The sequence below is a fragment of the Novosphingobium sp. ZW T3_23 genome (genome assembly GCF_044987305.1).
GTDB lineage: Bacteria > Pseudomonadota > Alphaproteobacteria > Sphingomonadales > Sphingomonadaceae > Novosphingobium.
In genome coordinates this window covers 61,071-83,362 of the sequence record NZ_JBJDRF010000010.1, presented here as the reverse complement: position 1 = coordinate 83,362, position 22,292 = coordinate 61,071, and the positions used below count along the sequence as shown (strand labels likewise).

The following is a 22,292-nucleotide window of genomic DNA, read 5'->3' as shown; positions in this document are numbered from 1 at the left end:
CTCGCCCACACGAAACTTGGCAGCATGAAACTTTCCAAGGGCGCGATCACCACGGCGGCGCTCGGCATTTCCAGCGGGCTCAATTTCCTGTCGCTGATCGTCTGGACGCACCTGCTCAGCCCGGCCGAGTTCGGCACTTACGCGCTCGTCTCGGCAACGGTGCTGTTCCTGAATGCCGCGATCTTCGAGTGGCTGCGCCTCACCGCCTCGCGCCTGCTCTACGATCCCTCGGCCGAGCACCAGCTCAATCCCGAGATCGCCAATGCGCTTTCCATGGTCTGTCTCGGGCTGATCCTGCTGCTGCTGCCGGTGGCCCTGTCGCTGCGCGCGTTCCAGATTCACTTCCTGGGCGTGGCGCCGGACTGGTGGCCGGCCATGTGGCTCTGGCTGTTTTCGGAAATGCTCTTCGCGATCAGCACCGTCACCGCGCGCCTGCGCCTGCTGAGCTGGCGCTTCTTCGCGATGATGACGCTGCGTTCCTCGCTCTCGCTGGCGGTGGGCGCGGTGCTGGTCTGGGTCTTCGACATGGGCGCGCTGGGCGTGGCGCTGGGCATCCTCGGCGCGCAGATCGGTTGCGCGGTGCTGGGCAACGTGACCGACGCCGCCTGGCGAGGCCTGCGGCCCTTCCGCGCCCGCCGCGCCGATCTCAAGGAAATCATGAGCTACGGTGCGCCGCTGATCGTCAGCTCGGGCCTGGGCTATGCCAGCGCCGTGGCGGACCGCTACATCGTCTCCTCCACGCTTGGCCAGGCGGCGGTCGGGCAATATTCGGTCTCGGTGGACCTGATGCAGAAGACCGTCATCTTCCTGATGCTGGCGGTCAACCTTTCCGCCTATCCCGCCATCGTCCGCGCTTTCGAGAACGACGGACGCGAGGCGGGTGAGAAGATCCTGGCCGAGAACTTCATCGTCTACCTGATGATCGGCGCCCCGGCGGCGGCGATCCTGGCGGCGCTCTCTCCGGGGGTGGCGCGGCTTTTCGTCGGCCCCTCGTTCCGCGACACCGTGGCCATGCTGCTGCCCTACGTGGCGATCGCGGCGATCCTGAAGGCGCTGACGACGTTCCACCTCTCGGTCGCGCTGCAACTGGTCAAGAAGACCAAGTTGCTGATCATCTCGCCTGCCGTCAATCTGGCGCTGCTGGTGCCGAGCGGGATCGTCGGCGTGAAACTGGCGGGCCTTGCCGGCATGGCGATCGGCATCGCCATCTCGCAGATCGGCAGCTTCGCCTTGTTCTATCTGGTGGTGAGCCGCCATGTCCGCACCCCGCTGCTGACGCGTTCGTCGCTGTTCGTGGTCGTGCTCTCGCTGGCCCTCGGCGCGGCGCTGGTGCCGCTGCGCGGCTTCAGCGAGCCGATCGCCTGCCTCGGCCTGCTGGCGGCGGCGGGGCTGGTCTACTGCTTCGTCATCTGGCGCGGACGCGGCTGGATCATGCGCAACAGCCAGAGCTGGAGCCCGGCATGAACGCCGATACCTATTATCGGCCTGTTCCCCGCCGTCCTGTCCAGTCCCAGCCCGGCCCGCGCGGCCCAGGAAGGCGCAGCTTCGCGACGCTTCTGACGACGCTGACCGGCGGCGCCGTGCTGCTGATCGTGGCGCGCGAAGTCTTCGGCGGGGCGGCGCGCTATTATTTCGACCGCTTCGGGCTTGGCCCGCTCTGGTTCGTGCCCGATCTGGCGGTGATCGCAGTCGTGATGATGCGGCTGCTGCTGGCCGCGGTGACCTTGCGCCTGCCCACGCCGCTGATCTGGCTCTTCGCCGCGACCGGGGTGCAGATGGCAGTAGGCATGATCGTCTATCACAACCCGGTGGCGGTGTTCTCGGGCTTCAAGCTGCTCTGCCCGATCATCGCCGTGCTCATGCTGCCGCCGGGCTATATCAACGCGAAGTGGTGGCGCACCGTCTGCCTGGTGCTGCTGGCGCTCGGCATCGCCGGGGTGGCGGCGGACACCCGTATGACCATGCCCTGGACCGGCTATTCCGTCTCGCAGTTCGGCGTAGAACGCGAGGCGGGCCGCGAATGGTGGATCCACGGGCAGGAGCGTATCGCCGGGCTCGGCGCCGCCAGCAGCGCCTCGGCCAGCGTCCTGCTGCTGCTGGCGCTGATCGTGCTGCGGCAGGCCCGTGCCTGGCATGTCCGCCTGCTGATCTACGTCGCGACGCTCTGGGCGCTGAACACCACGACTTCGCGCACCAACCTCATCGCGCTGGCCGTGGCGATGATCGTGGACTTCTGGCCATGGCACTGGTTCCAGAACCTCGGCCCGGGCCGCAAAACGCTGGGCGCGCTGCTCTCGATCTGCTTCTTCCTGCCTGCGCTGGCCGGGCTCTGGCTGTTGGCGATCGACGGCGTGGGCGAGATATCGGTGGGCATGAGCAGTACGGTCGTGCGCCTTCACGTCACCTGGCCAGGCGTATGGGACATGATCATGGACGGCGGCCCGGCCACCGCGCTGCTGGGCCACGGCTTCGGATCGGTGGGGCCGGCGGCCTTCTACACCGGGGTCTATGTCTCGCCGTTCAGCGCGGTGGACAACCTGTTCCTCTACATCTTCTACCAGTTCGGCCTGTTCGGCGTGCTGATGGGCGTGGAACTGATCCGCAGGCTGGTGCGCGTGCCCCGGCCGGACCGTCACATCGGTTTCGTGATCGCGATCCTTTCCGCCACGATCAATTGCCAGGGCGCCGCACCGCTGGTGCTGATCGGCCTCGCCGCCTCGCTCGGCGCCTATCCGGCGCTGGCGAACAACGCGAGGAATGCAGGGCGCAAGGCGATCCGCATGCTGCCGAAGCCGCGCTCCACGCCGGGCGCCTGGCAGCCCCGGACGCTCTGATGACGAACCGAGGAAGCCATGAGAATTAAGGGCCTGGACGCCGCGCGCGGCGCGGCGATCGTCTTCGTCGTGTTCGGCCACGTCTGGCGCGGGTTGGACGGACAAGGACTCGTTGAACCGCGCCTGTTCGAGACGATCGACCGCGCGGTCTATCTCTTCCACATGCCGGTGTTCTTCCTGATTTCCGGCATGCTGTTCAAGGCACCGCAGAGCTTGCGGGGCGGCCTTTCACGCAGCGCCTTCAACCTGCTCTGGCCGATGTGCCTCTGGGCCTGGGTCGAGGGCTGCGTCCATCTCGTCACCGGCGCGGGCAACAAGGGGCGGATCTCGCCTTTCGAAGTGCTGGCCTATCCGTTTCCGCCCAAGAGCGTGTTCTGGTTCCTGCTGGCGCTGTTCCTGTTCCAGGCGGCGGCGATGCTCCTGCGCGGGCGAGCGGCCGCTGCCCTGATCGCGGCCGGCAGCGTGGCCCTTGTCGCGATCGCGCAGCCGCAGGGGCTGACCGGCCAGATCCTCCAGCACGCGCCGTTCTTCTTCGTCGGCCTGCTGGCAGGCACCCGCTGGTTGGAGAAGGGGCTGCCGCTGGCCGCCAGTCTCGCCGCTTTCGCCTTGGCTGAGGGCGTCGCCTGGGCGCTGGCGGTTTCGCCTTTCGAGACTGTGCCCGCCTATATCTGCGGCTTCGTCGCCTGCGTGGGCTTTCTCGGAATCTGCCTGAACGGCCCCGCCCTGGTCCGCAAGCTGGGCGAGCGGACGATGCCGATCTACCTCACTCACATCATCTTCGCGGCCGGTATGCGGGTCGTGCTGACGCGGCTCGGCCTGAAGGACGTGGCGACGGTGGTACTGGTCTCGACGGCGGCGGGCGTTGTCCTGCCGCTGATCCTGTTCGAGATATCGCGACGCTTGGGCCTCGCGGGGATATTGGGCTTCGAACCGCTGCGAAAGCGCCGCGCAGACACGATCATCGCGCCGCCCGAGGGGCACGGCATACAGGCATGAAAAAAGGGGCCGCGTCGGCGACGCAGCCCCTTTCCCGGTGGAGCCTGAGCTATCAGACCTGATAGTAGTCGCGATACCAGTCCACGAACTTGGCCACGCCTTCGGTCACCGATGTCGTCGGGCGATAGCCGGTAAGCTCCTGGAGCAGCGAGGCGTCGGCCCAGGTCGCGGGCACGTCTCCGGGCTGCATCGGCATCATGTTGATTTCGGCTTTCATGCCGGTCGCGGTTTCGATCGCGCGGACGAAGTCCATCAGCTGCACCGAATCCGAGTTGCCGATATTCACCGCGCGCCACGGCGCCACCGGCGAAAGGCTGTCGTGACCGGCGATGTCCTCGGCGCTTTCAGGGCGGACCGGGGCGCTGTCGATCAGCAGGCGGATGCCCTGGACGAGATCCTCCACATAAGTGAAGTCACGCTTCATGTCGCCGTGGTTGTAGACGTCGATCGGCTTGCCCGCGAGGATGTTCTTGGTGAACTTGAACAGCGCCATGTCTGGGCGACCCCAGGGACCGTAGACCGTGAAGAAACGGAACATCGTGATCGGCAGACCGTAGAGATGGGCATAGGAATGCGCCATCGCTTCATTGGCCTTCTTGGTGGCCGCATAGAACGACATCTGCGTATCGACCTTGTGGGTCTCCGCATAAGGCATCTCTGTATTGGCGCCGTAGACCGATGATGTGGATGCCATCAGCATGTGCTGCGGCGGATAGGCGCGCGCGGCTTCCAGCAGTTCGAAAACGCCGATCAGGTTCGCCTCGACATAGGCGCGCGGGTTGTCGATCGAATAGCGCACGCCCGCCTGCGCGGCGAGGTTGACCACGATGTCCGGGCGCTCATCCGCGAAAAGCTGCATCAGCCGCTCGGGGTCTTCCAGCTTGCCCTTGATGAAGCGGAAGTGCTCGTTCTGGCTGAGCATCGCCAGGCGGCGCTCCTTCAGGGCGACTTCGTAGTAATCATTCAGGCTGTCCAGACCGATTACGCGAAAACCGTCATCCAGCAGTCTGCGACAAAGGTAGTACCCAATAAAACCCGCGGCACCCGTAATCAAAGCCGTGCGGGGGGCTGCCTTGCCGACGACGTCATCAGTCATGCTAAAGTCCAGATTTTGTGGAGATGTCCGCACTTTCTGAAGGCTTCACGCAGACTTGGCAAGTCGTCCGAAAGGGCAGGTGTCCGACTAGCGGAACGGGTGGCCGACAGTTTCGCTCCGGTTGTTCGCAGTCGAGACCGCGAAATGATTTTCGCCAGCCATCCTACAAATCGATTGCAGCGGAGGATCTTCAACGCTGCCGGGCCGATGCAAACCTTTCGCACCGCAACAATGGCCTGACACAGGCTCCGCGATCCTGCCGTCCCCGGATGTCGCCATACGGTCAAGCGAGCCTTCCGGTTGGTAAATCGCGTCTAAACTATTATTTCCTTTCAGATAGATGTATCAAAGATGAACACCCTGGAGTGGCCTATCGATCCGTTTCGATCCGCGAATCGGACCTCCGTTTCGTGAACAGACCGCCCTAACCGAGATGCTCGTAACGAACCGGTTCGGCTGGAAATTGGGTGCGCCGCAGCATTCCGATCAGGGCCGGAAGGGAACGATTTGCGGATAGAGCCGAATTCCGTCGCGTTACTGCACCCGATTATCCCATATTTTCCCGAAGCGCTTGAACCGCCAGCCGATCCTCGGCAGAGCACGGACAGCCCATCGGTAGCGGTTTCATGGGCCGGAACTTTCCGATATCCCCGCGTCGGAAGCGCCGGATCACCCTGCCGGCGCGCACTTGCCGAACCTGCCCAGTCGGGCGGTCAGAGGAGCAGAGATGAAGATCGCGGTTGCTGGCGTTGGATATGTCGGTCTTTCGAATGCGCTGTTGCTGGCGCAGAACCATGAAGTTGTGGCGAAGGACGTCGTCCCTGCCAAAGTGGACATGATCAATGCCGGCCGGTCCCCGATCGTCGATACCGAATGCGAGGCTTTCCTCCGCCGGGACGACCTGAACTTGCGCGCCACCCTCGATCCGGTGGAGGCTTACAGCGGCGCCGACTATGTGATCATCGCCGCTCCGACCAACTACGACGAAGTGACCAATCGCTTCGACACCACGCTGGTAGAGGCCGTGATCCGCGAAGTCATGGAACATGCGCCCGATGCGGTCATGGTCATCAAGTCCACCATCCCGGTCGGCTTCACCACCGCGACGGCGCAGGCCATGGGCACCCGCAACCTGATCTTCAGCCCCGAGTTCCTGCGCGAGGGCAGGGCGCTGCACGACAATCTCCACCCCAGTCGTATCGTGGTGGGCGAGCAGTCGGAGCGGGCGAAAGTCTTTGCGGAACTGCTGCTGGAAGGTGCGATCAAGAAGGACGTGGAAGTTCTCTTCACCGATCCTTCCGAAGCGGAAGCGATCAAGCTATTCGCGAATACCTATCTCGCCATGCGCGTCGCCTACTTCAACGAACTGGACAGCTATGCGCTCTCGCGCGGGCTGGAGGCGCGCCAGATCATCGAAGGCATCGGCCTCGATCCGCGTATCGGTTCGCACTACAACAACCCTTCGTTCGGTTACGGCGGATACTGCCTGCCGAAGGACACGAAGCAGTTGTTGGCCAATTACCATGACGTGCCGCAGACCATCATCGGCGCCATCGTCGAGGCGAACCGCACGCGCAAGGATTTCATTTCCGACACGATCCTGGCCCGCAGACCTAAAGTCGTGGGCTTCTACCGACTGGTGATGAAGGCCGGCTCCGACAATTTCCGCCAAAGCTCGATCCAGGGCATCATGAAGCGCATCAAGGCCAAGGGCATCGAAACGGTGCTCTACGAGCCGAGCTACCCGGACGACACCTTCTTCAACACCCCGGTCGAAGCGGATCTGGAAACGTTCAAGCGGCGGGCCGACGTGATCGTCACCAACCGCATTTTGCCGGAACTGGACGATGTGCGGGACAAGGTGTTCTCACGCGACCTGTTCGGCTCCGACTAAGCCTAAACTGAAGATCCGCTCCCCTTCGAAGGACCACTTACGCCATGAAACATAGTGTTCCTGTCGCCCAGGCACCCGCAACGGGGAGCGAGGCGCTGATCCATGGCGAGCGCATTGCGCTCGTCCATGACTGGATTCCGGTGATCGCCGGAGCAGAGCGGGTGCTCCAGCAAATGGCGCACTGCACGCCGGGCAGCGACATCTACACCCTGTTCAACTTCCTGCCCGAAGAGACGACGCATGTGTTCTTCGGTGAAGATCACCGTATCCACACCTCGGGACTGAACGACCTTCCGCTGGTGGAGCAGTATTACCGCTTCCTCCTCCTGCAATCGACCCGCGCCATCGAAGGCTTCGACCTGTCGGAACACGACGTGGTACTCAGTTCCTCTGCCGCGCTGGCGAAGGGCGTGATTACCGGGCCGGGGCAGTTGCATGTCAGTTACGTCCACAGTCCCGCCCGTTATGCCTGGGATCTGACTCACGAATACATTGCCACCGTGGGTGGGACGCTGGGCGGATTGAAGCGGGCCGTCGCGCGCGAGATGATGCATCGCTTCCGGCTATGGGACATGCGCACCGCGCAGAGCGTGGATCACTACCTTGCCAATTCGCAGTTCATCGCGCGGCGCATCTGGAAGATCTACCGCCGCGAGGCGCAGGTCATCTATCCGCCGGTCAACACCGGCAACTTCGTGCCCGGCACTGCCCCGCGCGGGGACCACTTCGTCACCGCGTCTCGCCTGGTGCCCTACAAGCGGGTGGAAATGATCGTGGAAGCCTTCAACCGCCGCCCCGATCTGCATCTTCGCGTTATCGGTGATGGACCGGACATGAAGAAAGTGCGGCAGATCGCGGGACCGAACGTCGAGATCCTGGGCCATGTCCCGTTCGAGCAACTGATCGCGGAGTTCCAGACGGCGCGCGCCTTCGTCTTCGCTGCCCTTGAGGATTTCGGCATCGTGCCCGTTGAAGCGCAGGCATGTGGGACACCGGTGATCTGCCTGGGCAAAGGCGGCACTGCGGAAACCGTGCGACCGCTCGGAGAAGGCGCGGCTACCGGAGTGTGGTTCGAGGACCAGACCGTGGAAAGCCTTGTCGGCGCGATCGACCGGTTCGTCGAAGGCGAAGGCGACATCCATGCCGAGGACTGCATCGCCAATGCCGCCAGCTTCGGCGAAGAGCGGTTTCGGCAGCAGTATTCCGAGTGCGTCAATAGTTTCATTAGCTGATAGACTATACGCGGCGCAGTCGAATCGGTCTTATACTTGAGCCAGGCAAAGCCGGGGCAAGCGATGCGCTTGGCCCGGCTTTTTGCGTGCGGTGTGCCAATGCCCTGAAACGGCGCAGATAACCGGGCTTACGAATCCTCCGGGTCCAGACCTGGCCCCGAGCCATCGCTTCCAGTCGATGCAATCGGTTTTACTATCAGGGCATCTACGCGGAGTTTTGCCGCACTGCGGTGGAAAGGCTTGAAACTGCGACGAGAGGGTGGGTGTAGTGGCGAAATGGCGCCATCCCGGTTTGCCCCTCATTGTGCAGCGCGATATAGTCGAAGCAGACGATCGACCTGTATAACGCAGTTCCAGGAGGACTCATGAAGCAGAGAAGCGCGCCGCCTTCGACGATGGCTGCCAGCGTCGCGATGATCGGCGATGCTTCGGGTTGCGGAAATTATACCGCAGACATCTGCTCCATGACTGAATGATATCTGATCTGGCCGAAACTATTTCAATACAAACTGCGGATGTTGTTGGCCGGCAGGATCGTAAAGGCCGGCGGGAACGGTGATCCGAGGGCAGTAGCCCTGGTATCCGATCTGCAATCATAAGGAAGAAGCTCTGTCTGGGTCGTTAGCTGACAAGCGCACGGTTTTCGTGCCGAAAGGTCGAGTGGCCGGTTTCCGGGCGAGCAGTCGCGCGGTGCAGGCTGGGTTCCTGGTGTTGGCCGCTCTTCTGTTCGGCGGCGGAGGTTCCGGCGCCGGCCTGGCCAACCTTGTCGTGCAACTCGTTGCCCTGGCCCTTCTGGCCGTCAACGGTTCGGCGGTGAGCGCGTTCTTTCGCTCGGCGCCGCGCGGATTCGTCGTCCTCATCGGCATGACGCTGATCTTGCCGCTGCTCCAGCTGGTGCCCTTGCCGCCTGCGATCTGGCAGGCATTGCCCGGCCGCGAATTCGCCGCGCAGGCTCTCGAAGTCACGGGCGGTGCCGATGTATGGATGCCGTTCTCGCTCGAACCGAACCGAACCGCGATCGCCTTTCTTTCGCTGATACCGGCGCTGGCGGCCCTGGTGCTGGCCTGGCAGCTTCCACGAGAGGACCGCCGCGGGCTGCTGATGGTCGTGGTGGCATGCGGGCTCGTCGTGGTTCTGCTGGGGGCGCAGCAACTTGCAAGCGGCAACCGCCACCTGGTGTTCTATGCCGAGAACCTTGGCTCCCCCGATCTCCAGGGCACTTTCGCCAACCGTAACACCGGCGGGCTGATGCTGAACATTGCGCTTGTAGCGCTTGTCGGCGTGTTTCCGCTGCGTCAGATTCGCGCGATCTGGACGCTGGGCGGGATGGCCACCGCGGTGCTCCTGATCGTCGGCGTCGTCCTCACCCGCTCGCGGTCCAGCATGACGCTTCTGCTCGTTCCCGCGGCGCTGGCGCTCTGGCGCTGGTTGCGCTGGCGACGCCCCGCCTTCAACAGGCGCGCGGCCTTCGCGCTTGCCGCCGCGCTGGTCGTGGTGGCGGGAGCGGCGGGCGTTCTCGCCACGAACCAGCGCGTGCAGAGTGCCTTCGGCCGGTTCGACGCGGTCGAGGACGAGCAGCGCCCGCTGATCTGGAAGGACACCGTGGTCGCCATCGGGCGCTTCATGCCGGTGGGCAGCGGTATCGGCAGCTTCGACGACGTTTTCCAGGCCGACGAAGCCCTGGAAAACCTCAGCTACGGCCGGGCCCAGCGCGCGCATGACGATTTCCTGGAGGCGGCTCTCGAATCCGGTCTGGTCGGCATCGCGCTGGTGCTGGGCTGGGCCTTCGTCCTGGCGCGATCCGGCGTGCAGGCGCTTCTTCGTGGCGGCAGCGGACTGGCGGCGGTGGGCATTTTCGCCCTGATCGCGCTCCAGTCGATCACCGACTATCCGTTGCGCAGCCAGACGCTGCTCTGCCTGTTCGGCCTCATGCTGGCGCTGCTGATCGGCAGCCAGGGCCCAAATGGTGAGGCTGATGGCGAAGAGGATGGCGCCCGCAGCGCACAAAGGCCGCGACGGACCAGCGGCAGGCCGGACGCCGCCCGGCATTCCAGCACGGATCTTCTGAAACGATGAACGAAATTCGGGTCAACCACTACTCGCGTGGAAACGATAACAAGGCGGGATACATCTTGAACCAAGCTTTTCTCGATCGGGTCGATCTGGAAGGATCCGCTTATCCGGAGGAGTCCGGCCCGGACCTGACGGCGCTGTTGAAGACCATCATGGGCATGGTGCGCCGGAACCTGGCCCTGATCGCGGCGATCGTCGGCGCGACGCTGGTGCTGGGCGTGATCGTGACCTTGCTGATCGCGCCGCGCTATAGCGCCGAGGTCCGCGTGCTGATCGAGGATCAGGCGGACCAGATCATCGAAGGCAGCGAACTTCAGAAAGTGACCAACGTGCAGGACGCAGAGCGTTTCCTGCAGACCCAGCTGGGCATCATCCAGAGCCGTTCGCTGGCCGAGAGCGTGGTCGAAAGCGGCCGTCTGGACCGTGATCCCGCTTTCTACGAGGCGATGGGCGTCGACATGCCGACGCAGGAAGACGTGCTGAAGTCCGGCGGCGCCAAGAAGCTGGACCAGATGCGCAAGGAAGCTTCGATCGAGTCGCTGCTGCGCAACCTCACGGTAACGCTGCCGCCGGACAGCCGCATCGTCAGCATCAGCGTCAGCAGCCGCAGCGCTGCCTATTCCGCCAAGCTGGCCCAGCTCTATGGCGAGCGCTACATCGAGCGGAACCTCAACCAGAAGTACGACAGTTCGTCCTACGCCCGCCGCTTCCTGGCCGACCAGCTGGACGAGGCACGCGCGAAGGTCACCCAGTCCGAGCGCGATCTCAACCAGTATGCCAGTGCCGCCGGGCTGATCCGCGTCACCAGCCAGGGCCAGGACGGCAACCAGGAATCGGTGCTTTCGGTCACCAACAACAGCCTCGTCCAGCTCAATGACGCTGCGGCCAAGGCCACGGCCGACCGGATCGCCGCGCAGGATCGCTGGTTGACGGTGGCCAAGGCGACGCCGCTCGCCATGCCGGAAGTCAATTCCAATCCGGCGGTGTCGGGATTGCTGGCTGAGAAGGCCAAGGTAGAGGCCGCGCTGGCCGAAGAACGCACCCGCCACCTCGACGACTTCGTCACGATCAAGTCGAAGCAGGCGGAAATCGCCGAGTACGACCGGCGCATCGGGGCCATCGCCGATTCCATCAAGAAATCCGCCTATCTCGAATACCAGTCTGCGGTGGAGCGCGAGAAGACCTTCTCGGGCCAGGTGGATTCGCTAAGGGGAGAGGCGCTGAAGGAGCAGGATCGCGGCGTCCAGCTGGCCGTGCTGAAGCGCATCGCCGATACCAACAAGACGCTCTACGACACGCTGCTCTCGCGCTACAACCAGCTCAACGCCACGGCGGGCGCGTCCTCCAACAACCTGACGCTGGTCGACAAGGCCGAAGTGCCGGCAAAGCCCTATTCGCCGCGCCTGGTGGTGAATATCGCCGCTTCGCTGGTGCTGGGCCTGATCCTCGCCGCCGGCGCCGTGCTGCTGCGCGAGATCTTCGACGACGCGATCCGCTCGCCCGAGGATGTGGAGCGCAAGCTGGGCATGCCGCTGCTCGGCCTGGTTCCGCTGGAGAAGGGCGGCGACGTTGCCGGTCATCTCGACGACCGCCGATCGCGGGTCAGCGAGGCCTATCGCTCGCTTGTCACCAACTTGCGCTATTCGACCGCGACCGGCCTGCCGGAAGTGCTGATGGTCACCAGTTCGCGCGAGGGCGAAGGCAAGTCGACCACGGCCCGCGCCGTCGCCCACGACATCGCGGTTCTGGGCAAGCGGGTGCTGCTGGTGGATGCCGACTTGCGGCGCCCGACGCTGCACAACTTCGCCGCAGACCGCAAGGCGACCGGCCTGACCGACGTGCTGACCGGCGAAAAGACCTTCGATGCCGCGCTCCAGCCGGCCGAGGTGCCGACGCTGCGCTACATGTCGGCCCTGCCCGCGCCGCCGGACCCGGCGCTGATCCTTGCCGGTGAAGGCCTCAATCGCTTCATGGAAGAGGCGCGGCGCAAGTTCGACGTGGTGGTGATCGATTCCCCGCCGCTGCTGGGCCTGTCGGACGCGGCGCTGCTGGCCAACCATGCCGACGGCGTGCTGTTCATGGTCGACGCCTCCAGCTTCCATCGCGGCGCGGTGAAGTCGGCGCTGCGCCGTCTCGCCCTGATCAAGGCGAACATGCTGGGCGTCGTGCTCAACCGCTTCGACCCCAAGGTCGGCGGCGAGGACTACAACTACTACGCGGCCAGCTATTACAGCTACGGCGAGAAGGACTGACCCACGATGACATCGCTCTTCGGCCGGGTGGCGTGGATCGTGGTTCTGGGGATCGTCGCGGTCGCGGCGGTGGGCCTGCAAATGGACCGGGAAGGGCGCCGCAATTTTGCCGTCGCACAAGCGGTGCCGGCGCCCTTCCGGTCGTCGTCGCTCGAATCGCTGGCGCATGCGGCCTACGACGCCGGTAACGTCGAGGGCGGGCTGGCGCTTGCGCGCGACATGGTGCGGCGTCGGCCGATTCCTTCCGAAGGGCTGGCGCTGCTGGCCTATGGGCAGCTCCAGAAGGGTGACCAGGACGCGGCGCTGCAATCGGTGATCATGGCCGGCGATCGCGGCTGGCGGGACCGCTTCACCCAGGAGACGCTGGTGATGCTGGCGCTTCAGGCCGGAGAGTGGAGCATTGCCGCGCAGCGCACCGTTGCGCTCTGGCGGATCGGCATCAACGACGATCGTCTGAAGGCGATGACCGCCGACCTGCTGTCGCAACCGCGCGGGGTGGATGCCTTCACCGCCCAGGTCGGCCGGGAGAAATACTGGGCAAACGCCTTTCTTCCCTGGGCCGGCGCTGCCCTTGCACCCCCGGCATTGGCCGAGGTCGCCTCGACGATGGCCCGCAAGGGGGCGCGGGTGGACTGCGCGGCGCTTTCTCCGCGCACGCTGACTCTGGTTCGGTCGGGCAGGGCGGAGCCTGCCTCGATCCTGTGGCGCAACCTGTGTGCGAACGGCCATTTCACCGAACCCGCCGCCTTCGCCTTTCGCGAGGATCTGGGCGACGACGCCCCCATCGGGCCGTTCGACTGGCAATACCCCGAAGTATCTGGCGTGGACCGCACCTTCTCGCGCGGCAAGCAGGGCCCGGTTCTGGCCTATCGCAACCGCGAGCCGCTGCGCAGCGTGATCGCCAAGCGCAATGCCGTCCTGAAGGCGGGCAACTATACCGCCAGGCTCGACGGCGCGGCCCACGCGGAGGCGGGTTTCCGCCCGATCGTGTTCCAGATCATCTGCTACGCGCGCGACGGCAGCGCCCGGCGCCTGGGCGACGCGGAAATGAGTTCGGGATCGACCGACTTCTTCATCCCGGACACCTTCTGCGACAGCCAGGAACTGGTGTTCCTATCCGGTCGCGGCGAGGGCGAGATCAGCAACCTGACGATTACGCCGCAATAAAGGGTCCGTTTGGAAATTCGCTGAAGGCGAATTTCGCGGCACCAGCCCGCGCCCCCACCCTACCACCCAACGAGTATCCTGCGGGTGGTAGGGTGGGGGCGCGGGCCGGTGCCGCACCGAAAATGCCCTCCTGGGCATTTTCAAGACAGCCTCTTGGAAAGCGAACGAACCGGGAAGTCCCCGGCAAGTCGAGAGAGATTTCGGCTAGGTACCTGCCCGAATGGCTGACTTGCCGCGAGAGCAGGCGGCAAGGATAAGTTCGCCCGATCCACATCTCCGAGTTTCATAAGGAAATGGAAGCGCCATGAAGATTGCGATGGTAGGTTCAGGCTACGTCGGCCTTGTCTCGGGTGCCTGCTTTGCCGATTTCGGGCATGAAGTCGTCTGCATCGACAAGGACGAAACCAAGATCCAGCGGCTGCTCCACGGCATGATGCCGATCTACGAGCCGGGCCTTGCCGAACTGGTGGAATCCAACGTCGCCGCCAAGCGCCTGTCCTTCACCACCGACCTTGCCGAGGGCATTGCCGGGGCGCAGGCGATCTTCATCGCCGTGGGCACGCCGTCGCGTCGCGGGGACGGCCATGCGGACTTGTCCTATGTCTACGCCGTGGCGCAGGAAGTGGGCGAGCATCTGTCGAACGATGCGGTGATCGTCACTAAATCCACCGTGCCGGTGGGAACCGGCGACGAAGTGGAGCGCATCATCGGCGCGTGCAATCCGGCGCATCGCTTCTCGGTGGTCTCCAACCCCGAATTCCTGCGCGAAGGTGCGGCGATCGGCGATTTCAAGCGTCCGGATCGCATCGTCATCGGTGCCGAGGACGACTTCGGCCGGGACGTCATGCGCGAGGTCTATCGCCCGCTGTTCCTCAACGAATCGCCCATCCTCTTCGTCAGCCGCCGCTCCTCGGAACTGACCAAATATGCCGCCAACGCCTTCCTCGCAGTGAAGATCACCTTCATCAACGAGATGGCCGACCTCTGCGAGAAGGTGGGCGGCAACGTGCAGGATGTCGCCCGCGGCATCGGCCTGGACAATCGTATCGGCTCGAAATTCCTACATGCCGGGCCGGGCTATGGCGGATCATGTTTCCCGAAAGACACCTTGGCCCTGCTCAAGACGGCCGAGGATTACGACAGCCCGGTCCGCATCGTCGAGGCCGTGGTCAAGGTCAACGACGCGCGCAAGCGGGCCATGGGCCGCAAGGTCGTGGACGCGCTCGGCGGCGTGGAAGAGGCGCGGGGCAAGCGCGTCGCCATGCTGGGCCTGACCTTCAAGCCCAATACCGACGACATGCGCGATTCGCCCTCGATCGCCATCGCCCAGACCCTGGCCGACGCCGGTGTAAGCGTTGCCGCCTACGATCCCGAAGGGATGGAGCAGGCCCGCCCGCTGATGCCCGGTGTCGAGATGAAGCAGGATCCCTATGCCGCCATCGAGGGGGCCGACGCGGTGGTGCTCGTCACCGAATGGGATGCCTTCCGCGCTCTGGATCTCGCCCGCATCAAGGCCATCGCGAAGGCCCCGGTGCTGGTCGACTTGCGCAATGTCTACAAGCCCGAGCACGTCCGTGAAGCCGGCTTCACCTACCTCTCGATCGGGCGGGGAACTTCCGCGAAGGAGAAGAGCCGGGACGGAGAACTGGCCGCCGTTCCCGCCTGAGTGTTGCCACCGGCCAGCCCCGGATTCGAGCTTGTCTCGGGTTCGGGGTTTGGCTTTTTTCGAAAGAAAGTAATGGGTTCGCGCGAACCCTTAAACTCCTGATTCTACCTTCAGGCGCAGCCCTCAGGCCAGCGCGAAATGCTGGACGATCTGCGAATCCAGGGGCTCGGCGAAGCGCACCGAAAGGCTGCGCGAATCCTTGCGCGTGGCAGTGGCGGCGAAGGGGCCGACGGCGCCGATCCACAGCGTCAGATCGCCTTCGATGCCCGCCACGGGAGCATCGGCTTCAACGGCGCAGCCAAGGCTGGCGAGGTCGGAAATGCGGACGGCGGTCGAACCGCCGGCGCTGACGCATTCGCCGTAGAGAGTCGTATCCATAATCTTCAGTGCCTGTTCTTCGAACCCGGTTTCCCGAGATCCTTCTGGTCATCCTGCGGCCCGCGACTTTGCCGCGTGACCTTGCGGAATCACTTCCGCATTTCCCTTCTTAGTGTCGTTAGAGGTCAGATTGGTGGCAGGCGAGTGACGTTTTGCGAATGACGGCGATTTTCATGGTGAATGCTGGTTCTTACGGGTTAAAGCATTTTCTAATCAGGTGGAATCACCTGATGACTCGGAAAATGCGGCAAACCAGAAACTTAGAGCGGTTGATCCGGTGCAACCGGATCAACCGCTCTAGCCCGAGGGGCAATGGGCAGCACGAAATCGCAGGCGATGCTGCGATGCCGTGCTGCAACAAATCCGCAGCAAAAAGTGTCAGGCCGCCTCGCCCTGCGTGGTCTTCGTAGCCTTCTGCGAAGCCTTGCCGACCAGCGCCGCGACGAAATCCTGACGCCAGCGCTGCACGTCGTTCTCCCGCACCGAGGCCAGCAGCCGGGCATGGCGCTTGCGCCTTTCGGCCAGCGGCATGTCCAGCGCCTTGCGGATGGTTTCCGCAACATGTTCGATCGAGTGCGGATTGACCTGGAGCGCGTCCTTGAGCTGATGCGCGGCCCCGGCGAATTGCGACAGGATCAGCACGCCGGGATTTTCCGGATCCTGCGCGGCGATATATTCCTTCGCCACCAGGTTCATCCCGTCGCGCAGCGGCGTGACGAGCCCGATGTCCGCCGCCCGGTAGAACCCGGCCAGTTGTTCGCGCGGGTAGCCCTGGTTGACGTAGCGGATGGGCACGAAGGCCACGTCGGCATGGGCCCCATTGATATGCCCGGTCTTGCGCTCCAGATCCTCGCGAATCTGCTGATAGCTGGCTACGTCCCCGCGTGAGGGCGGCGCGATCTGAAGCAGTACCGCCTTGCCGGCATCCTGAGGATTGTCGGCCAGGAAGCGCCCGAACGCCTCGAACCGCTCGCCCAGTCCCTTGGAATAGTCGAGCCGGTCGACACCGATCAGGATCTTGCGGCCGCGCACACTGGACTTGAGGCGGTCGTGCGCCTCCTTGGCCTCGGGGCCTTGGGCGGATTCGGTGAATTCCTGGAAGTCGATGCCGATCGGGAAGGCGCGGGCGATGATCTTGCGGCCCTTGTACTCGACAGAATTGTCGAGATTGACCTTCAGGCCCATTTCCTTCTGAACATAATGCAGGAAGCTCTCCAGCCATTCGGTGTTCTGGAAACCGATGACGTCGTATTCCAGCATGGAGGCCACCAGCCGTTCGTGGAAGGGCAGCGAAACCAGCAGGCGCGTCGGTGGCCAGGGCGTGTGGAGGAACAGGCCCATGCGGTTCTTCACGCCCTTTTCGCGCAACTGGGAGCCGAGCGGGAGGAGGTGGTAATCGTGGACCCAGACCAGGTCTTCGTCCTCGATCAGGGGTAGCACCGAAGTGGCGAAGCGGGCGTTCACCCGTTCATAGCCTTCGCCGAAATTGCGATCGTATTCGGTCAGGTCGATGCGATAGTGGAACAGCGGCCAGAGAGTGCGATTGGCATATCCATTGTAGTATTCCTCGATATCCTGGGGTTCGAGGTCGATCGTGGCCGTGGTGATGCCGTCGTTCCGCTGCATGTCGAGGTGGCCGGTGAATTCCTCCGTCTCCTGCCCCGACCAGCCGAACCAAATGCCGCCATGCTCGCGCAGCGCCGAGTTGAGCGCCACTGCCAGCCCTCCCTGCGCCCCGGCTGCGCCTGCCGCCTTGGGAACGGAGACCCGGTTCGAGACGACGATCAATCTACCCATTTCAAATCCCCTGCGGCGCGCCCGCAAAGCCTGGGGCCGACACGCATAGCGGGACCGGCTTCAGCGCCAGTCCCGCCAAGACCGGGACAGTTGCCCGGCACAATTGATGATACCTACTAGCGAATAGGTCTGCGGAAAGTTCCCCCACAGCTCGCCGGTCTCGAAATCCATGTCTTCGGACAGGAGCCCGGAGCGGGTGCGATGATCGAGCATGGCTTCGAACAGGCGGCGGGCTTCCTCGTCCTCGCCGCTGCGGTGAAGTGCCTCGATCAGCCAGAACGTGCAGATGTTGAACGCCGTCTCGGGAAGGCCGAAATCGTCCTCGCTGTCGTAGCGCAGCATGTGCTCGCCCCGACGCAGCGCATTCTGAACGGCCTGGAGCGTGGCGCGAGAGCGCGGATCGTCCGCCTCTAGGTAGCGAAGCTCGACCATCTGCAGCAGGCTGGCGTCAAGTTGCGATCCGCCGAAAGTGGCGGCGTAGTGTCCGCCCGCGCCGCCATCGTCGAAGTCCGGCCCGTCCACTTCGTGCCAGGCGTGCTCGTCGATATGCTTCCGAACGGTAGCGGCCCGCTCGCGCCAGATCGCGGCGCGATCGTCGAGCCCCAGGAATTCGGCGGCATTGGCCAGACGGTCGCAGGCGGCCCAGCTCATCACGCTGGAATAGGTGTGCACCGCCGTGCGCGTGCGCAGCTCCCATAACCCGGCATCGGGCTGGTCATGCGTTTTCCAGGCCATCTCGCCGACCTGCTCCAGGCTGGCGAAATCCTCCTTGGTGGCGATGCGCAGCAGGCGCTGGTCGGAGAAGGCCTGGATCGCGGGCAGGACGATCTGGCCGTAGCAGTCGTTCTGCACCTGGTAATAGGCGGCGTTGCCGATCCGCACCGGCCCCATGCCGCGATAGCCGGCAAGGTCAGGGGCTTCCCACTCGATGATCTCGCGCCCGCCGCTGACCGCATAGAGCGGCTGGATCGCCCCGCCTTCGGCATCGTCGACGATGTTGCGAAGGTAGGCGAGGTACTTTTCCAGCACGTCCAGCGCGCCGAGGTGGTTGAGCGCCTGCACGGTGTAATAGGCATCTCGGATCCAGCAGTAGCGATAGTCCCAGTTGCGCTGGCTGCCCGGTGCCTCCGGGATCGAGGTGGTGAGCGCGGCCACGATCGCGCCGGTTTCCTCGTGCTGGCAGAGCTTGAGCGTGATCGCGGCTCGAATCACCGCGTCCTGCCAGTCCAGCGGGGTGGCAAGGCCACGCACCCACAGGCGCCAGTAGTCGCCGGTGTGGCGCAGCATCGATTCCATCTCGTGCTCGATGTCGCCCGCGAAGGGCTCGTCCGGGCCGAGGAAGAAGTGCTGGGCACCCTCCAGCCGGTAGTAGCGCTCGTCCAGCACATAGCCGACCGGCGCATTGGTGGTGAGCCGCAGGGTATTGCGTTCCACCAGGTAGCGGATGTGGTTCGAGCCGCGCGTGACCGTCGCCAGTTGCGCGCCGTAGCCGCTCATCGGCGTCAACACCGTGCGGATGCGGGGCGAGCCGCTGACGGGGCGGACGATGCGGGCATATGCGACCGGGCGATAGGTACGGCCCGAGCGCTCGAAGCGCGGGCAGAAGTCGATCACTTCCACCACGCCGCCCCGGTCGTCTTCCAGGCGGGTGATCAGGATCGGCGTATTGCGCGAATAGCGCTGGCTGACCGAGACCTGATTCTCCAGTTCGAAGCGCCAGGTGCCGGCGTCCTGCCCTTCCGGGCCGCGCAGCAGGGCGCAGAACGTGGGGTCGCCGTCCACCCGGGGCACGCAGCCCCAGACGAGGGCGCCATTGGTGTCGATCAGGCCGGAGACCTGGCAGTTGCCGATGGGCCAGAGTTCGAGCGCGCTCATGCCGGGCTGTTCTCCTTCTGCGGATGGGAATCTGTATCGAGGGCTGCGGCTAGCCAGGCGTGAACATCCGCCACGCCGTCCAGCCGCCAACGCGCGTGGGTCTGTCGCATGGGGCCGACGAGTATACCTGCGCCGTCCAGTGTGTTCACGGCGGCGAAGGCGTCTTCATCGGTAACGTCATCGCCCACGAACAGCGGGCGCGCTCCGGCGAAGGTGGGCGTCTGCATGAAGCGTTCGACCGCGCTGCCCTTGTCGGAACCGGGCATCGAAAGCTCGATCACCTGCTTGCCGTGCTTCATCTTCAGCCCGAATGCCTCGCCCGTCTCGCTTGCGCGGGCGAGCAGGGCGGGAAGTGCCTCGGGATGACCGCGGTAATGGACCGCGATGCTGAACGGCTTCGGTTCAACCAGCAGGCCATGTTCCTCGGCAAAGGCGCAAAGGCCTGCGGCCACTTCGGAGGGCAGAGGCTGGGCGAGGGCTTGCACCTCGCGGCTGCCCGCCGGCCGGAATTCGCCGCCGTGCGAGCCCGCGACGGCCACCTCCAAAGTTCCGAGCAACCCTTCGAGCGCATCGAGCGAGCGGCCGGTGACGATCGCAAAGCGGCCACCCAGCCGCTGCGAGAGGCGCGCGAGCATCCCCGGCAGTTCAGGGGGAACGAAGACGCCGTCTGGGTGGTCCGCGATCTCCACAAGCGTACCGTCGAAATCGAGAAACAGCGCGTCGGCGGCAGGCGCCAGCAGGGGGGGCGCCAGAAGGGGAGGAAGCGGCAGATCGCGCGGAATTGCGCCATGTTCCGCCAGCGAGTGGGCTTCGCGTGGATCGGTCATTGCGTTCAGTCTTGCACCTTCGAAGGAGGATGGCCACCCCTCTTGCGGCGAAACTTGCGCCGGATCGGCCGAATGATGCAGTGCAACGAATGGTTCTCGCAACGGTTCCGGACAAAGAGCTGCAGCGAGCGCCATTTTGGAGGTAACTCTCTGCGGTTCAGGGAATTTTCCGCACGTTTCGCGGATTTTGTCATCGTATTGGTGCAGGAATGCGATTTCCTTGTCCGGGCTTTGGTGGCAGGGCCGCTGACACTCGCAGATGCGGAAGGCAGGAAATGAAGCAGATCGTAGCGTTCGACCTCGATGGAACCCTGGCGCTGAGCAAGCAGCCGCTGACCGACGAGATGGCGCAGCTGATGGCCGCGCTGCTGGAAGTGGCGCAAGTCGCGGTGATTTCCGGCGGCGACTGGCCGCAGTTCGACAAGCAGGTGGCCAGTCGGCTGCCCGCCCATGCAGATCGTTCGCGGCTCTGGCTGATGCCCACCAGCGGCGCCAAGCTCTATGTCCACAAGGAAGCAGGCTGGACCCCGGTCTACGCCGAGCTGTTCACCGACGAGCAGAAGCGCGAGATTCTGGATGCTTTCGACGCCTCGCTGGCCGCCACCGGCTTTACGCCCGAGGAAACCTGGGGCGAACGGATCGAGGATCGCGGCAGCCAGATCACCTTCTCGGCACTGGGGCAGCAGGCCCCGCTGGAAGCCAAGGAAGTGTGGGATCCGGACTTCGCCAAGCGCAAGATCATCCAGGCCGATCTGGTGAAGCGCCTGCCCGGCGTTTCGGTCAATCTGGGCGGGGCCACTTCGGTGGATGTCACCCAGCCCGGCGTGGACAAGGCCTGGGGCCTCAAGCGCCTGGCCGAGCATAGCGGCGTGGCCGAGGCGGACATGCTGTTCATCGGCGACGCCATCTTCCCCGGCGGCAACGACTATCCGGCCAAGGCCATGGGCCTCGACACCATCTGCGTGCGCGACCCCGCCGACACCGCCAACGTCATCGCCGCCATTGTCGCCTGCCAGAAGGCGGGCTGAACCATCGGTCGCGGGGACGGATGCCCGCGTTCTATCTGACCCTGATCGCAGTCCTGCTCGCCGGTTTCGGCGGGCGGGACCAGGCGACGATCGCCGGCCTGACCACACGGCAGGGGCAGCGGCCGGGGGTACTGCTGGTGGGGCTGCTCTGTGCCGGCCTGACCGCGGCTTTCGCGGCCTGGCTGGCCGGGATCATGCTCGCTCAGTTGCCTCCGCCGGCGCGCGCCATCTTCGCAGGGATCGCGCTGGGGCTGGCGGGACTCGAATCGATCCTGTTCGTGCCGAAGCGCCGCCCGGCCGAGCCGACGAACTCGCTGGGCGCGCTGCTGCTGGTGCTGCTGGCGGGCCAGGTCACGGATGCGGCCCGCTTCGTGGTCTTTGCCCTGGGCGTAGGCATGGCGGCGCCGCTGGCGGCGGGTGCCGCAGGCGCCGTGGGCGGCGCGATCCTGGTAGCTGCGGCCTGGGCCGGGCCGCAGATTCTCGATGGCGCGGCGGCGCGGCGGGTTCGCCGCACCATGGGCATCGTGCTGCTGCTGGCATCCCTCATTTTGTTCCTGCGGGAATTCTCGATACTCTGATCGAAAAATGATGGCGAACCGGGGGTTCAAATCCGCCTTCATAAATCTACATAGTTCAACGAATAGAAGACGCCATCCAGCAACAAGGGGACCATCGGCATGACTTCCAAGGACAACTCCAAGGCCGCTCTGATCGACAGCCTGAACGGGCTGCTCGCGGATACCTTCGCGCTCTACATCAAGACCAAGAACTTTCACTGGCACGTTCGCGGGCCGCAGTTCCACGACCTGCACCTGCTGTTCGACACCCAGGCGACCGAGATCTTCGGCCTGACCGACCTGATCGCCGAGCGCGTCCGCAAGCTGGGCGGCACCACCCTTACATCGATCGGCTCGATCGCCGCCAAGACCTCGATCAAGGACGAGGACGATACCCGTCTCGATGCCATGGCGATGGTCAAGGAACTGTTCCAGGACAATTCGTCTTACGTGGCCGCGCTCAAGTCGACCAAGGAATTGGCCGGCGAAGCGGGCGACAACGCTACCGACGGCATCATCGACGACTGGACCGACCAGGCCGAACAGCGCGCCTGGTTCCTGCGCGAGATCATCGCCTGATCACTGCATCGGGGCTCTTCCCTGTGAGCCCCCATAGTGCC

General features: G+C 64.5%; 17 protein-coding genes. 12 read left to right on the top strand and 5 right to left on the bottom strand.

Features of this window, described 5'->3' with window-relative positions; all coding sequences use genetic code 11:
- Positions 1-24 precede the first annotated feature (24 nt).
- From ACI3K3_RS08275 to ACI3K3_RS08265, 3 genes are read left to right on the top strand one after another with little or no spacing between them, the layout of a single operon-like run.
- Positions 25-1,464, top strand: coding sequence for a lipopolysaccharide biosynthesis protein (locus tag ACI3K3_RS08275; protein WP_404913127.1), 1,440 nt, complete (start codon positions 25-27; stop codon positions 1,462-1,464).
- Complete coding sequence (locus tag ACI3K3_RS08270; protein ID WP_404913126.1) at positions 1,461-2,834, top strand: O-antigen ligase family protein; 1,374 nt, start codon at positions 1,461-1,463, stop codon at positions 2,832-2,834. The genes ACI3K3_RS08275 and ACI3K3_RS08270 overlap by 4 nt, the downstream gene beginning before the upstream one ends.
- Positions 2,835-2,852: 18 nt before the next feature.
- Complete coding sequence (locus ACI3K3_RS08265; protein ID WP_404913125.1) at positions 2,853-3,830, top strand: acyltransferase family protein; 978 nt, start codon at positions 2,853-2,855, stop codon at positions 3,828-3,830.
- A gap of 52 nt (positions 3,831-3,882) precedes the next feature.
- Here the strand turns inward: ACI3K3_RS08265 and ACI3K3_RS08260 are convergent, their stop codons facing one another.
- Entirely contained in the window at positions 3,883-4,926 is a 1,044-nt protein-coding gene (locus ACI3K3_RS08260) for an NAD-dependent epimerase (RefSeq protein WP_404913124.1), read from the bottom strand.
- Between the two features lie 727 nt (positions 4,927-5,653).
- Here ACI3K3_RS08260 and ACI3K3_RS08255 point away from each other — a divergent pair.
- The 6 genes from ACI3K3_RS08255 (at position 5,654) to ACI3K3_RS08230 (ending at position 15,210) form a co-directional block, all read left to right on the top strand.
- Positions 5,654-6,820 carry a nucleotide sugar dehydrogenase gene (locus tag ACI3K3_RS08255; RefSeq protein WP_404913123.1) on the top strand — a complete coding sequence of 389 codons (1,167 nt, stop codon included), beginning with the start codon at positions 5,654-5,656 and terminating at the stop codon, positions 6,818-6,820.
- 44 nt (positions 6,821-6,864) lie between these two features.
- Positions 6,865-8,052, top strand: a complete 1,188-nt coding sequence (locus ACI3K3_RS08250) for a glycosyltransferase (RefSeq protein WP_404913122.1) — start codon at positions 6,865-6,867, stop codon at positions 8,050-8,052.
- Positions 8,053-8,697: 645 nt separating this feature from the next.
- On the top strand, positions 8,698-10,128 hold the full coding sequence (locus ACI3K3_RS08245) for an O-antigen ligase family protein (RefSeq protein ID WP_404913121.1): 1,431 nt from the start codon (positions 8,698-8,700) through the stop codon (positions 10,126-10,128).
- Positions 10,129-10,184: 56 nt separating this feature from the next.
- Positions 10,185-12,377 carry a GumC family protein gene (locus tag ACI3K3_RS08240; RefSeq protein WP_404913120.1) on the top strand — a complete coding sequence of 731 codons (2,193 nt, stop codon included), beginning with the start codon at positions 10,185-10,187 and terminating at the stop codon, positions 12,375-12,377.
- Positions 12,378-12,383: 6 nt separating this feature from the next.
- Positions 12,384-13,544 carry a hypothetical protein gene (locus ACI3K3_RS08235; protein WP_404913119.1) on the top strand — a complete coding sequence of 387 codons (1,161 nt, stop codon included), beginning with the start codon at positions 12,384-12,386 and terminating at the stop codon, positions 13,542-13,544.
- Positions 13,545-13,848: 304 nt separating this feature from the next.
- Positions 13,849-15,210, top strand: a complete 1,362-nt coding sequence (locus tag ACI3K3_RS08230) for a UDP-glucose dehydrogenase family protein (RefSeq protein ID WP_404913118.1) — start codon at positions 13,849-13,851, stop codon at positions 15,208-15,210.
- Between the two features lie 123 nt (positions 15,211-15,333).
- Here the strand turns inward: ACI3K3_RS08230 and ACI3K3_RS08225 are convergent, their stop codons facing one another.
- The 4 genes from ACI3K3_RS08225 to otsB form a co-directional block, all read right to left on the bottom strand.
- A complete protein-coding gene (locus ACI3K3_RS08225; protein WP_404913117.1) occupies positions 15,334-15,588 on the bottom strand; it encodes a hypothetical protein in 255 nt (84 codons plus the stop codon).
- Positions 15,589-15,966: 378 nt separating this feature from the next.
- Positions 15,967-17,385, bottom strand: a complete 1,419-nt coding sequence (otsA, locus tag ACI3K3_RS08220; RefSeq protein ID WP_404913116.1) for an alpha,alpha-trehalose-phosphate synthase (UDP-forming) — start codon at positions 17,383-17,385, stop codon at positions 15,967-15,969.
- 60 nt (positions 17,386-17,445) lie between these two features.
- Positions 17,446-19,260: a glycoside hydrolase family 15 protein gene (locus tag ACI3K3_RS08215; RefSeq protein ID WP_404913115.1), complete on the bottom strand. Its 1,815-nt coding sequence runs from the start codon at positions 19,258-19,260 to the stop codon at positions 17,446-17,448.
- On the bottom strand, positions 19,257-20,087 hold the full coding sequence (gene otsB, locus ACI3K3_RS08210; RefSeq protein WP_404913114.1) for a trehalose-phosphatase: 831 nt from the start codon (positions 20,085-20,087) through the stop codon (positions 19,257-19,259). Before otsB ends, ACI3K3_RS08215 begins: the two co-directional genes overlap by 4 nt.
- A gap of 275 nt (positions 20,088-20,362) precedes the next feature.
- On the opposite strand from otsB, the gene ACI3K3_RS08205 reads away from it, so the two are divergent.
- From ACI3K3_RS08205 to ACI3K3_RS08195, 3 genes are all read left to right on the top strand, one after another.
- The gene (locus tag ACI3K3_RS08205; RefSeq protein ID WP_404913113.1) at positions 20,363-21,115 is read left to right on the top strand and encodes an HAD-IIB family hydrolase; all 753 of its coding nucleotides are present in this window, start codon (positions 20,363-20,365) and stop codon (positions 21,113-21,115) included.
- A gap of 20 nt (positions 21,116-21,135) precedes the next feature.
- Entirely contained in the window at positions 21,136-21,693 is a 558-nt protein-coding gene (locus ACI3K3_RS08200) for a hypothetical protein (protein ID WP_404913112.1), read from the top strand.
- 99 nt (positions 21,694-21,792) lie between these two features.
- The gene (locus ACI3K3_RS08195) at positions 21,793-22,251 is read left to right on the top strand and encodes a Dps family protein (protein WP_404913111.1); all 459 of its coding nucleotides are present in this window, start codon (positions 21,793-21,795) and stop codon (positions 22,249-22,251) included.
- Positions 22,252-22,292 lie beyond the last annotated feature (41 nt).

Excerpts from the sequence above, each read along its gene's own strand:
- ACI3K3_RS08250 (WP_404913122.1), top strand. The coding sequence starts at position 6,865 with ATGAAACATAGTGTTCCTGTCGCCCAGGCACCCGCAACGGGGAGCGAG.
- ACI3K3_RS08225 (WP_404913117.1), bottom strand. The coding sequence starts at position 15,588 with ATGGATACGACTCTCTACGGCGAATGCGTCAGCGCCGGCGGTTCGACC.
- ACI3K3_RS08275 (WP_404913127.1), top strand. The coding sequence starts at position 25 with ATGAAACTTTCCAAGGGCGCGATCACCACGGCGGCGCTCGGCATTTCC.
- ACI3K3_RS08270 (WP_404913126.1), top strand. The coding sequence starts at position 1,461 with ATGAACGCCGATACCTATTATCGGCCTGTTCCCCGCCGTCCTGTCCAG.
- otsA (WP_404913116.1), bottom strand. The coding sequence starts at position 17,385 with ATGGGTAGATTGATCGTCGTCTCGAACCGGGTCTCCGTTCCCAAGGCG.
- ACI3K3_RS08215 (WP_404913115.1), bottom strand. The coding sequence starts at position 19,260 with ATGAGCGCGCTCGAACTCTGGCCCATCGGCAACTGCCAGGTCTCCGGC.
- ACI3K3_RS08260 (WP_404913124.1), bottom strand. The coding sequence starts at position 4,926 with ATGACTGATGACGTCGTCGGCAAGGCAGCCCCCCGCACGGCTTTGATT.
- ACI3K3_RS08265 (WP_404913125.1), top strand. The coding sequence starts at position 2,853 with ATGAGAATTAAGGGCCTGGACGCCGCGCGCGGCGCGGCGATCGTCTTC.
- ACI3K3_RS08235 (WP_404913119.1), top strand. The coding sequence starts at position 12,384 with ATGACATCGCTCTTCGGCCGGGTGGCGTGGATCGTGGTTCTGGGGATC.
- ACI3K3_RS08255 (WP_404913123.1), top strand. The coding sequence starts at position 5,654 with ATGAAGATCGCGGTTGCTGGCGTTGGATATGTCGGTCTTTCGAATGCG.
- ACI3K3_RS08205 (WP_404913113.1), top strand. The coding sequence starts at position 20,363 with ATGAAGCAGATCGTAGCGTTCGACCTCGATGGAACCCTGGCGCTGAGC.
- ACI3K3_RS08230 (WP_404913118.1), top strand. The coding sequence starts at position 13,849 with ATGAAGATTGCGATGGTAGGTTCAGGCTACGTCGGCCTTGTCTCGGGT.
- ACI3K3_RS08195 (WP_404913111.1), top strand. The coding sequence starts at position 21,793 with ATGACTTCCAAGGACAACTCCAAGGCCGCTCTGATCGACAGCCTGAAC.
- ACI3K3_RS08200 (WP_404913112.1), top strand. The coding sequence starts at position 21,136 with ATGCCCGCGTTCTATCTGACCCTGATCGCAGTCCTGCTCGCCGGTTTC.
- otsB (WP_404913114.1), bottom strand. The coding sequence starts at position 20,087 with ATGACCGATCCACGCGAAGCCCACTCGCTGGCGGAACATGGCGCAATT.